The 12243-nt window shown below is 38.0% G+C and carries 12 protein-coding genes; 5 read left to right on the forward strand and 7 right to left on the reverse strand.

Features of this window, described 5'->3' with window-relative positions; all coding sequences use genetic code 11:
• The first annotated feature begins 44 nt into the window (after positions 1-44).
• Positions 45-2396, forward strand: a complete 2352-nt coding sequence (gene pbpC, locus MR062_RS05695) for a penicillin-binding protein 1C (RefSeq protein ID WP_242203124.1) — start codon at positions 45-47, stop codon at positions 2394-2396.
• A gap of 1 nt (position 2397) precedes the next feature.
• Here the strand turns inward: pbpC and MR062_RS05700 are convergent, their stop codons facing one another.
• Positions 2398-2934, reverse strand: a complete 537-nt coding sequence (locus MR062_RS05700) for a YciI family protein (RefSeq protein WP_242203125.1) — start codon at positions 2932-2934, stop codon at positions 2398-2400.
• Positions 2935-3071: 137 nt separating this feature from the next.
• Entirely contained in the window at positions 3072-3542 is a 471-nt protein-coding gene (locus MR062_RS05705) for a CYTH domain-containing protein (protein ID WP_242203126.1), read from the reverse strand.
• Between the two features lie 60 nt (positions 3543-3602).
• Here MR062_RS05705 and dinB point away from each other — a divergent pair, with 60 nt between their 5' ends.
• Positions 3603-4700, forward strand: a complete 1098-nt coding sequence (gene dinB, locus MR062_RS05710; protein ID WP_242203127.1) for a DNA polymerase IV — start codon at positions 3603-3605, stop codon at positions 4698-4700.
• A gap of 574 nt (positions 4701-5274) precedes the next feature.
• Here dinB and pyk read toward each other — a convergent pair.
• The 5 genes from pyk to MR062_RS05735 form a co-directional block, all read right to left on the reverse strand.
• The gene (pyk, locus tag MR062_RS05715; protein WP_242203128.1) at positions 5275-6717 is read right to left on the reverse strand and encodes a pyruvate kinase; all 1443 of its coding nucleotides are present in this window, start codon (positions 6715-6717) and stop codon (positions 5275-5277) included.
• Positions 6717-7202, reverse strand: coding sequence for an IPExxxVDY family protein (locus tag MR062_RS05720; RefSeq protein WP_242203129.1), 486 nt, complete (start codon positions 7200-7202; stop codon positions 6717-6719). The genes pyk and MR062_RS05720 overlap by 1 nt, the downstream gene beginning before the upstream one ends.
• Positions 7203-7322: 120 nt before the next feature.
• A complete protein-coding gene (gene rnc, locus MR062_RS05725) occupies positions 7323-8063 on the reverse strand; it encodes a ribonuclease III (RefSeq protein WP_242203130.1) in 741 nt (246 codons plus the stop codon).
• 91 nt (positions 8064-8154) lie between these two features.
• Complete coding sequence (gene fabF, locus MR062_RS05730; protein WP_242203131.1) at positions 8155-9405, reverse strand: beta-ketoacyl-ACP synthase II; 1251 nt, start codon at positions 9403-9405, stop codon at positions 8155-8157.
• Positions 9406-9417: 12 nt separating this feature from the next.
• A complete protein-coding gene (locus tag MR062_RS05735) occupies positions 9418-9651 on the reverse strand; it encodes an acyl carrier protein (RefSeq protein WP_008269813.1) in 234 nt (77 codons plus the stop codon).
• Positions 9652-9834: 183 nt separating this feature from the next.
• Between MR062_RS05735 and purN the strand changes: the two genes are divergently transcribed.
• The 3 genes from purN to MR062_RS05750 all read left to right on the forward strand — a co-directional run bounded on the left by purN (position 9835) and on the right by MR062_RS05750 (position 12173).
• Complete coding sequence (purN, locus tag MR062_RS05740) at positions 9835-10401, forward strand: phosphoribosylglycinamide formyltransferase (RefSeq protein ID WP_242203132.1); 567 nt, start codon at positions 9835-9837, stop codon at positions 10399-10401.
• Between the two features lie 107 nt (positions 10402-10508).
• Positions 10509-11150 (forward strand): ribonuclease H1 domain-containing protein, encoded by a 642-nt coding sequence (locus MR062_RS05745; RefSeq protein WP_242203133.1) that lies wholly within the window; start codon positions 10509-10511, stop codon positions 11148-11150.
• Positions 11151-11231: 81 nt separating this feature from the next.
• Complete coding sequence (locus MR062_RS05750; protein ID WP_242203134.1) at positions 11232-12173, forward strand: PfkB family carbohydrate kinase; 942 nt, start codon at positions 11232-11234, stop codon at positions 12171-12173.
• The last annotated feature ends 70 nt before the right edge of the window (positions 12174-12243 follow it).

Consider the following 12243-nt stretch of genomic DNA (forward strand, 5'->3'; position numbering starts at 1 on the left):
TACCCGAAGTCAAGAAATCAAAGACGGAAGGGTTAATAAAAACAATGAGCAACATAGTAAGCTACATAAAACACCATAAGATAAAATCTGCCATTATTGCGATGCTCCTAATAACCTATTATTTCTGCCTGCCCAAACAGCTTTTTAACGCTCCTACCGCAACCGTTATAACGAGTAAAAATAATGAGTTATTAGGTGCGCAGATTGCCAACGACGGACAATGGCGGTTTCCACATAACGATAGCCTCCCGGAAAAATTCAAAACATGCATCATTCAATTTGAAGACGAATACTTTTATAAACACCCTGGATTTAACCCTATTTCCATTTTTAAGGCCTTGAGGGAAAACTTAAAATCTGGAACTGTAAAACGGGGTGGAAGTACCATTACACAACAAGTGATTCGATTGTCCAGAAAGGGGCAGCAACGTACTTATCTCGAAAAATTTAAGGAACTTATTTTAGCCACTAGGTTAGAATTAAGAACTTCAAAAGACAACATACTGGCTTACTATGCCAGTAACGCCCCCTTTGGGGGCAATGTTGTAGGGTTGGATGCCGCTTCCTGGCGTTACTTCAATAGAGACCCGTATCATTTATCTTGGGCCGAAAGTGCCACCTTAGCAGTACTGCCCAATGCGCCCAGTTTAATTTATCCCGGTAAAAACCAAGAGCGTTTGTTACAAAAACGCAATGGCTTGCTTAAAAAACTTTTAGACCATCAAGTTTTGGACTCCTTAACCTATAAATTGGCCATTACAGAAACACTGCCACAAAAACCTTATGCATTACCACAAATAGCGCCCCATTTATTACAAAAAGTTTCGGAAAAATATTCTGGAAAGCGAGTGCATACTACAATTGATGTTCAACTTCAATTGCAAGTGAATCAAATTGTAAAAAGTCATTATAACCAACTTAAACAAAACGAAATCCATAATGCAGCCGTGTTGGTTATAAATGTACATACCCGCCAAGTTATGGCTTATGTAGGCAACTCACCTACCGATAAAGCACACCAAAAGGATGTGGACATTATTGACAAACCCAGAAGCACAGGCAGTATTTTAAAACCCTTTTTATATGTGGCCATGCTAGATGCAGGTGACATATTGCCCAATACCTTGGTAGCCGACACCCCAACACAATTTGGAAATTACAACCCAGAAAATTATAACAAAACCTACGATGGCGCTGCCCCCGCAAGCAGAGCATTATCACGCTCGTTAAATGTACCTGCAGTAAAAATGCTGCAACAGTTTGGCTTGGACCGATTTTACCATTATCTGAAACAATTAAACCTAAACGACTTAAAGTACAATGCCAACCATTATGGGCTGTCCCTCATTTTAGGTGGCGCCGAGAGTAATTTATGGGATTTATGCAAAAGCTATGCAGCCTTATCTTCCACATTAAACCACTTTTCTGATACCTCCAGTGAGTATTTTGAAAATGAATTTTGCGAACCAACATTTTTAGCTTCAGAAGCTATTGACTTTGGAAACAAAACTTCAGAGAAAACACTTTTTGATGCAGCTTCCATTTATTTAACTTATGAAAGTTTAAAAGAAGTTAACCGTCCTGAAGGTGACGAAAGTTGGGAGTTTTTTGATGGTTCCAGGCCCATTGCTTGGAAAACGGGTACCAGTTTTGGGTTTCGTGATGCCTGGGCTATTGGTACAACCAAAGATTATGTGGTTGGCGTTTGGGTGGGTAATGCCGATGGCGAAGGGCGCCCTGGGCTGGTAGGCATCCAGGCAGCGGCCCCCATACTTTTTGACGTGTTTGATGTCTTGCCCAACAGCGACTGGTTTGCCAAACCTTTTGATGACATGCAGAAAGTAACCATTTGCAAACAAAGTGGCCATAGAGCATCCATAAACTGTAATGATACCGAGGAAAAGTTTATCCAGAATAGTGGTTTAAAAACAAAACCTTGCCCATACCACATTTTGGTTCATTTAGATAAAACAGAACAATATCAGGTTAACACCTCCTGTGAAAACCTATCGAACATCACGCATAAATCTTGGTTTGTATTACCCCCCTTAATGGCATACTACTACAAAACTAAAAATCCGTTTTACAAACCCTTGCCTAAGTTTAGGAGTGATTGCCTGAGCAACAACACCATTGCCATTGATTTTATTTACCCCAAAGAAGACAACACCATTTTCTTGCCCAAGGATTTTAATGGCAACACCAATGCACTTATTGTTAAAATAGCCCATTCTAAACCCGAAAGTACTGTGTTTTGGTATTTGGATGAAACCTATATAGGAAGTACCAAAGATATTCATGAACTAGCCATTAAGCCAAATGCAGGTAACCATATAATTACTGTCGTTGACACGTTTGGGAATGAGGCTAAACGACAAATTACAATATCTGAATAACCTATCGCAATGGAAATCCTTTAGCCGCCCACCAAGGGTGAATTTCAATTTCCAACCGCCCCGCTTTAACCATCGGATCTGCTTTGGCTAAGCTATCGGCCATTTTTAAGGTAGGCACATTGTAAATGGTAATGCCACGTATATCCCCATCGTCTCCAAAAGGCCCAGAAATATCTGCATAGCCCAGCTCGTACATTTTTCCTAAATGGGCTAAGTGTGCTTTTTGTAAATCGGCTGCTTCCTCTTCATTTTGTCCGCGTATAGGCCCCCGTTTTAGAAAGGCAATAAAATATTGCTGCATTAAAATGGTATCCTGTGTTTTTTCATCAACATAATCGAACGTTTTAAAGCCTTTAGCGTCTAACTCTTCTTTTAATTGTTTTGTCGACTTTTTTATAGGGGCCTCGACAACTTCAATTATCGAATCTATCGCTTCTTCAACTACCTCTTCATTTATAGTATTTTCTGTTGCTTTTGTTTCATTTTTACAAGCAAACAAAAACAAGGCTATTGAAAGGTAAATTAATATTGTTTTCATATCCTATAGGTTTTATTTAAGCATTTTATTTTCAACCCTTCCGTCTTTGATTTCTTGGCTTCGACTACGCTCAGCCATCAGAAAACGAATACGGTGAGGTTCTTAAATCGGTATTAAATTTACATTCCTATTTATATTCACCACTTTTTAAAAGGATTGATACTCAATTGCGAATTATAATACTTTACATCTCCAGTCACCTCTTTGCCTAACCAATCGGGCTTTAAAAAAAGCTCGTTTTTATCTTTTAATTCTACCTCGGCGATTACCAAACCTTCATTATCTGCTAAAAACTCATCTATTTCAAATATATGGTTTCCTGCTCTAACTTCATAACGCATCTTATCAATAACAACTGGTTCACAAAGCTTTAAAAGCGATTCGGCTTCTTGTTTTGTTATATCCTTTTCCCACTCAAAACGCGATAATCCATCTTGAGAAGATTTTCCTTTAACAGTAATAATACCTTGATCTCCTTTAATTCTTACACGTACGGTACGCTCCTTATGGGTGTTTAAAAACCCTTGTATAATTCGTGTTTTCTTAAAAGCTTCGGTTTTGTACGCTTCAGAAGTCACCAAAAATTTGCGTTCTATTTCTATTGTCATATCCAAAGATTGGAAATTTGAGTGACTTGATGAAACTTTATATTGTAAATTTGGTTGACTATGATTGATGATCTTCCCATACGAAAAATTATTCATGTGGATATGGATGCCTTTTATGCCTCTGTAGAGCAAATGGACAACCCCAATCTTAAAGGAAAGCCCATAGCTGTAGGTGGTGGCGGTAAGCGCGGTGTAGTAAGCGCAGCGAGTTATGAAGCCAGGAAGTTTGGTGTTAAAAGTGCCATGTCTGGTAATTTGGCTGCCAAGCTCTGCCCTGAGCTAATCTTTGTACGTCCAAATTTTGAGCGATATTCCGAAATTTCTAAAAAAATACGTCGCATATTTTATGATTATACCGATTTGGTAGAACCCCTTTCCCTTGATGAAGCTTATCTGGATGTTACCAAAAATAAAAAAGGAAACCCTAGTGCTTCCTTAATTGCCAAAGAGATTCGGGAACGAATCTTTAATGAAATAGGCCTTACTGCATCGGCAGGCATTTCCATTAATAAGTTTATTGCCAAGGTGGCTAGTGATTACAATAAACCCAACGGCCAAAAAACCGTAAACCCCGAAGATGTTCTGGAATTTTTGGAACAATTGGACATTAGAAAGTTTTATGGCGTTGGTAAAGTGACCGCCGAAAAAATGTATCAACTCGGCATTTTTACGGGGCTCGATTTAAAACAAAAATCCTTGGACTATTTAGATGCGCATTTTGGAAAATCGGGGCGCTATTACTACGATGTGGTTCGTGGCATACACAATAGCGAAGTTAAGCCCAACCGTATTAGAAAAAGTTTGGCTGCCGAACGTACCTTTAGTGAAAACCTATCCAGCGAGGTCTTTATGTTGGAAAAACTAGATCAGATAGCCGATGAGGTATCACGACGGTTAACCAAAAGTAAAGTTGCTGGCAAGACGGTGACCCTAAAAATAAAATACAGCGATTTTACCTTGCAAACCCGAAGTAAAACATTGGTCTATTATATTAGCGACAAAAGCATTATTTTCGATACGGCCAAGGATTTGTTATATCAGGAAAAACTAAGTAACTCCGTTAGATTGTTGGGCATTTCATTATCAAATTTAAATACAGAAACTAAAGCCAAGCCTAAACAAGACAGTGTTAGTGTTCAATTAAAGTTTGGGTTTTAGCCGTACAATTTTAGTGCCTAACAAAAAATTACCCAAAAAGTTAATAGCGGGAAACTAAAAAGCGCAAGCATGCTATGACCCAAATAATGGCGTTCCCCCTCCCTATGGGTCGTGGGCCGGGCTTTCACTACTCGCTGCCTCCTGCGTTGGCGAGCTCAAACATACCGTTCAATCCCTAACGCAGCAGCAGAACGGTAATTAGTATTAAGTACTCTGTATTAAGTGTTAAGTAACTTAGCGAATGGGGCACCCGGTATCGGTCTTCGGTTAATTTGCCACCAAACAACTACCGACTGCAATTAGCAGTGCCCACTGAGGCGGGTGCGTTAGGGATTGAGGCATTGTTGGAGCTCCCTGAAAGGAGCGACTGCCGAAAGCCCGGGCCGTTAGGTAACGCCCAAATTTTTAAACTATTGGCCCCTTGCCAAAAAGGAATAGATGAATTGCAGACAAGGGAAGATTATGTTTATCGTGTGCTTAGCCATACACTTATTTATAAATAAAAACCCGCCTTAATCTAGACGGGTTTTATATAAATAACAATAAGATTTGGTTTAAAAACTTTTAATATCTTCTAAAAATCACAGGATTTTATTTCTGTTACTCTTAACGTGTTTACCATGCCTTTTTCTTGAATAGGCATTGCTGCAAGGCTAATTAACATATCGCCCACACCCAAGTAACCTTTTTTACAGGCAATGGTATTAACATCTTCAATCGTTTCATCGGTACTCACAAACTTATCGTAGTAAAACGCACGAACACCCCACAATAAGCTCAATCGGGTAAGTATGCGTTTATTGGATGTAAACACTAATATATGACATGAGGGTCTCCATGCCGAGATTTGAAACGCCGTATATCCACTATTGGTTAGTGTTGAAATGGCCTTGGCATCTATTTCGTTGGCCATAGTTGCTGCATGGTAACAAATAGACTTTGTAATGTAACGGTTAGTTCTTATATGTGGTGGCAGTTGGGGCACTTGAATTAAATCGGAGTCCTCTACACTGCTTAGAATACCAGACATTTGCTTTATAACCTGTACCGGATAACTCCCCACCGAGGTCTCTCCTGAAAGCATTACTGCATCGGCCCCATCCATAACCGAATTGGCCACATCGTTCACTTCGGCACGGGTAGGCGTTAAACTGGAAATCATGGTTTCCATCATTTGCGTTGCAATAATTACAGGAATCCTGGCCTTTTTGGCACGAAGCACCAATTGCTTTTGTATTAAAGGCACTTCTTGGGCAGGTATTTCTACACCCAAATCGCCACGCGCCACCATTAATCCATCGCAATGTGCCACAATCTTATCGATATTCTCAATGGCCTCTGGCTTTTCGATCTTGGCTATAATTGGAATTTTATAATCAGTATGCTGGCTTATTAAATCCCTTAGCTGCATTAAATCCTCTGCATGTCTTACAAACGATAAGGCTATCCAATCCACATCCTGACTAATTGCGAAAACGGCATCATTAATGTCTTTTTCGGTAAGTGCAGGTTGTGAAATATTCGTGTTTGGAAGGTTTACTCCTTTTTTAGATTTTAAAGGCCCTCCTTGTATTACTTTGGCTTTTACCTCGGTATCACCATCTGTTGAAACTACTTCAAAAATTAACTTACCGTCATCCAATAAAATACGCTCTCCAGGTTTTGCATCCTTTGGAAAGCGATCGTAAGTCATGTAAACACGCTCTTTAGTCCCCTCAAAAGACTCACCAGTTACAAAAGTTATTTCGTCGCCTGGGTTTACCACCACTTCTTCTTTCATCACTCCTACACGAAGCTTAGGCCCTTGTAAATCTGCTAAAATTGCAGCATTGTACCCTAATTCATCATTTAACTCACGGATGATGTTAATACGCGTTTTTACATCTTCATAATCGGCATGCGAAAAATTGATCCTAAATACATCTACTCCTTCTTCTAGCATTCCTTTTAGAACTTCCTTCGTGCTTGAAGCAGGACCTAATGTTGCTACTATTTTTGTTTTCTTTCTTGTTGGCATTAACTAAATATTAAATTGTCTTTAGATTTTAATTGACTTGCGTCAATACTATAAGCTGTCACGATTTGTGGTATACTAAGAATTTGGTTTACAATATACTTCTCTTTAGAGTCGGTATACTCATTTTCAATCTTTAAAAAAAAGTTAACCCGCTTGTATTCTGGTATTAAATTAAAGGTTTTTGTAATAGGTTCTTGAGTTTCGAACAACGATGTATATGTTGTGTCTTGAAATTCTTCCCTCTTGCAAATATTAGACACTAAACTCCATGTTTTTAGATGTCTATCATCCTCCCATTCAAAAATTGAATACGTAGATTTACCATTATCAAAATCTAAGTCCACAGGCTTTCTCAATAAATTAATCTCTAAATGTTTATTGAGCAGATAAGCTATACGATAATCCTCTAGAGTACAATGAATACCTATTAAAGTATATTGTTCCTCATCAAAAAAATCATCAAGAACAAGCTTGCGAACAGCCATAGTTTTACATTAACAGGCTGTAAATATAGTATTTAATACGCTAATGGTATTTAAGTTTGGCTAATGTTAATAATTAAATAAACTAAAACGTTATAGTTAATTTCTCAACAGGCCTTTTTTTTAAATCATTTTAGAGATGCTTTTTTGAAAAGCAAAAAAGGCGCGCTTTGATGCTTTTTCTTCGGCCTTTTTCTTAGAGGTAGCCCGTGCTTTAGCTACCACTTTATTATCGATAGATAGCTTAACGGAAAAATGCCTAACATCGTCGTTACCTGTATCTTCATAAACATTATAACCAAATGTTTTCTTTTCCTTTTGGCACCATTCTATCAATAAACTTTTATAGCTTATTACTTTACCTTCTAATTTTTCAATATCTACATAAGGTGTTATAATACGCTTATAAATAAAGTTTTCACAGTATTTATAACCTCGATCCAAAAATATGGCTCCAACTAAAGCTTCGAATAAGTTACCGTGTATGTTATCTCCAAATTGTCCTGGAGGAATTTTACTTTCAACCAAGTCTATTAAATGCAGTTCCTTCCCCAGTTCATTTAAATGCTCCCTACTTACCACCTTAGAACGCATTTTGGTTAAATAGCCTTCGTCTCCACTCGGTACTTCGGTATATAAATGGGAGGCTATTACAGCCCCTAACATGGCATCACCTAAAAACTCTAACCGTTCATAGTTAATGACATTCCCTTTTTTATCCCTAATATTCATGGAACGGTGGGTGAAAGCAGTAACGTAATGCTTTATATTTTTAGGCTTGAACCCGAGGATTTTTCTTAATTCCATAAAAAAATTCCCGCTACCTTTATAACGGGAATTTAATATGTTGCGAATGATGCTCATCTGATAATTGTTATTTTATTTTCAGATATAATAAACCATGTGTCATTTTACTGTAAAGTTTAATTTATTATTGGCTTATTTCATTCGGGATTTAGTCTATTTTTTTGAATACTACACAGGCATTGTGTCCTCCAAATCCAAAAGTATTACTCATGGCTACCTTAACCTCTCTTTTTTGCGCCTCATTTAGGGTTAAATTTAATTCAGGATCAATATTTTCATCAGGCGTACTGTGGTTTATTGTAGGCGGTACAATACCATGCTCTATTGCTAAAATACTAGCAATAGCTTCTATTGCACCAGCTGCCCCCAACAGGTGTCCTGTCATTGATTTGGTTGAATTAATATTTATGTTTTTAGCATGATCCCCAAATACACTTGAAATTGCTTTAAGCTCGGCCACATCTCCTAAAGGCGTAGAAGTTCCATGGGTATTAATATGGTCTACATCTTCTGGTTTTAAGCCAGCATTTTCCAAGCAATTCTTCATCACGGCTATAACCCCTATACCATCTGGATGAGGTGCTGTCATGTGATAAGCATCGGAGGACAATCCCCCTCCCGCTATTTCAGCATAAATTTTAGCCCCTCTAGCCTTAGCATGTTCATACTCCTCTAACACCAAAGCTCCAGCACCCTCGCCTAATACAAAACCGTCACGCGTTCCATCAAATGGACGTGAAGCCGATTCTGGACTTTCGTTTCGGGTTGAAAGCGCATGCATAGCATTAAAACCTCCCATACCTGCAATGGTAACTGCTGCTTCGCTTCCTCCAGTAACTACTACATCACAATGTCCTAAACGAATAGAGTTTAGCGCATCGAATATTGCATTAGCAGAAGAGGCGCATGCAGAAACCGTAGTATAGTTAGGTCCCATAAAGCCATGCTTGATAGAGATGTTTGCAGGCGCAATGTCTGCAATCATTTTAGGAATAAAAAACGGGTTAAATCTTGGTGAACCATCACCTGCAGCATAGTTTAAAACTTCTTGCTGAAAGGTTTCCAATCCTCCAATTCCTGCACCCCATATAACACCAACACGCAATTTGTTGACTTCGTCCAGATTTAATTTGGAATCTGCAATGGCTTCATCGGCTGCAACCATAGCGTATTGTGCAAACTTATCCATTCTACGAGCCTCTCTCCGGTCTATAAAATCGGTCGCGTTAAAGTTTTTGACTTCGCAAGCAAACTTGGTCTTAAACTTTTCGGTATCATAATATGTTATAGGCGCAGCACCACTTTTCCCACTAACTAGGCCTTCCCAATATTCGTCTTTGGTATTGCCAATTGGTGTTAAAGCCCCTAATCCTGTGACTACAACTCGCTTTAATTCCATAAAGTATTGTGCTTATTTTGCTTCTTCTATATAAGAAATAGCTTGACCTACTGTAGCGATATTTTCAGCTTGGTCGTCTGGTATTTGAATATCGAACTCTTTTTCGAATTCCATGATTAATTCTACAGTATCCAATGAGTCTGCTCCTAAATCGTTTGTGAAGCTAGCTTCTGTTACTACTTCGTTTTCATCAACACCTAATTTGTCAACGATAATCGCTTTTACTCTTGATGCAATGTCTGACATAATCTTTTAATTTTAAGTTTTAATTAGTTGGCAAAAATAAAAAACTTTATTTTTAAAACACGTGTTTACTTTAAAAATGTGTCTGTAATTTACTAAAATAACTTTTAAGTATTTAAATTTTCCCTTCTAATTGTTAATAATTATTCTTTTTTTTGTTCGAATAATTTAACATCACAGGTATATATGAAACGTATCGTCATCTTTGCGTCAGGAAGTGGGTCTAATGCCGAAAACTTAATTACCTTTTTTCAAAACAGCAGTAACACCTCTGTAATACAAGTGCTTACAAATAATCCACAGGCTAAAGTTTTAGACCGAGCAAAAAAACTTAAGGTTAGCGCATTATCCTTTAACCGAATAGCTTTTTCTAAAACTAATGACGTTCTAAATATTTTAAAGAGCGCCAATCCTGATTTAATTGTCCTTGCTGGTTTTTTATGGAAAATGCCCGAATCCATTTTAAATGCGTTTCCCAATAAAGTCGTTAATATACACCCTGCTTTATTACCTAAATATGGAGGCAAAGGCATGTACGGCATGCACGTGCATGAAGCCGTTGTTGCCAATAATGAAACCGAAACCGGCATCACCATACATTATGTAAACGAAAATTATGATGAAGGCGCCATTATATTTCAAGCTAAATGTGATGTGTCAGCAAACGATTCGGCCGAGACTGTTGCTGCTAAAATCCATGAACTGGAAATGGAACACTTCCCTAAGGTAGTGGAGAAACTTTTAAAGCAATAATACTATCATATTGAACGCAGTCGACATGTCTTATATTAATGCGTCAAAATGAAAATAGATTCCTGCCTTTATTTCGACAAACTCAATATAACACGCGGAATGACAAAATGAGCAAAAAAAAGAAAAAATATTACACGGTTTGGAAAGGCCATAAAACTGGTGTTTTTGAAACGTGGAACGACTGTAAGGCCCAAATAAAAGACTACCAAGGTGCCATATACAAAGCTTTTGAATCGTTTGACGCTGCTAAAAAAGCCCTAAAAGGCAACCATAAAGACTATATAGGTAAAAAGGCTGCTTTTAAAAGTGAACTTTCTGAAACTGAATTAAAAAAGATTGGCCTACCAAACTATAATTCCATTGCGGTTGACGCAGCATCGAGTGGCAACCCAGGTAAAATGGAATACCGTGGCGTAGATACCAAAACAAAAAAACAATTATTCATTCAAGGGCCTTTTGAAGAAGGCACTAATAACATAGGAGAGTTTTTAGCTATAGTACATGGCCTAGCCCTATTGAAAAAAAATAATAGCGATCGTATTATTTATACCGACTCCAAAACAGCAATAAGTTGGGTTAAAAAGAAAACGTGCAATACAAAACTAGAACGCACAGAAAAGAACAAAACGCTTTTCGAGTTAGTTGATCGAGCTGTTAATTGGCTAAATACCAACACCTATACAACTGTTATTGTGAAATGGGAAACCAAAGCCTGGGGAGAAATTCCCGCGGATTTTGGCAGAAAATAACCCATCCCTTTAACCCCATAAAAATATTCTTGTATTACTATTTAAAGGCTTATATTTGCAAAAAATTAGCGCTTCTCATTTATGAGTAAATTAGTAATAGTTGGCACCATAGCTTTTGATGCTATAGAAACGCCTTTCGGTAAAACCGATAAAATTCTTGGTGGTGCCGCAACTTTTATTGGGCTGGCCGCCTCACATTTTAATGTAGATACCGCCGCGGTATCGGTAGTTGGTGGCGATTTCCCTCAAGATTACTTAGATTTATTATCTGATAGAAACATCGACCTTTCCGGTGTTGAAATTATTAAGGAAGGAAAGACCTTCTTTTGGAGCGGTCGTTATCATAACGACATGAATTCTAGGGATACCTTAGTAACAGAGCTCAACACGCTAGCAGATTTTAACCCCAAAGTTCCAGCCAATTACCAAGATGCCGAAATTGTTATGTTAGGCAACTTACACCCACTAACACAATTAAGTGTATTGGACCAAATGGTAGAAAAACCTAAGTTGGCTATTTTAGATACCATGAACTTCTGGATGGACAGCGCTCTAAACGATTTATTAAACGTTATTAAGCGTGTAGACGTTATCACCATAAACGATGAAGAAGCGAGACAGCTAACTGGCGAATATTCACTGGTGGTTGCTGCCAGAAAAATTCAAGCCATGGGCCCAAAATATGTGGTAATTAAAAAAGGGGAGCACGGTGCTTTATTATTTCATGATGAGCATGTATTTTATGCCCCAGCACTTCCGCTAGAAGAAGTTTTCGACCCAACTGGAGCTGGTGACACCTTTGCTGGTGGTTTTGCAGGTTATTTAGCCAAAACAGGAGACCTTTCATTTGAAAACATGAAGAACGCTATTATATATGGTTCTACTTTAGCCTCGTTTTGCGTTGAAAAATTTGGAACAGAACGCATGATTAATTTATCTAACAACGAAGTACATAAACGATTAATGCAGTTTAAGCAATTAACACAGTTTGATATAGAATTAACAGAATCTCAACGCGCTTAAAAGAAGCGCGTTTTTTAATTAACATAATATTTTCGCAACCAATAACCATCTGGAAGCGAATAAATTGAAA

The sequence above is a fragment of the Aestuariivivens insulae genome (genome assembly GCF_022662195.1).
GTDB classification, from domain to species: domain Bacteria; phylum Bacteroidota; class Bacteroidia; order Flavobacteriales; family Flavobacteriaceae; genus Aestuariivivens; species Aestuariivivens insulae.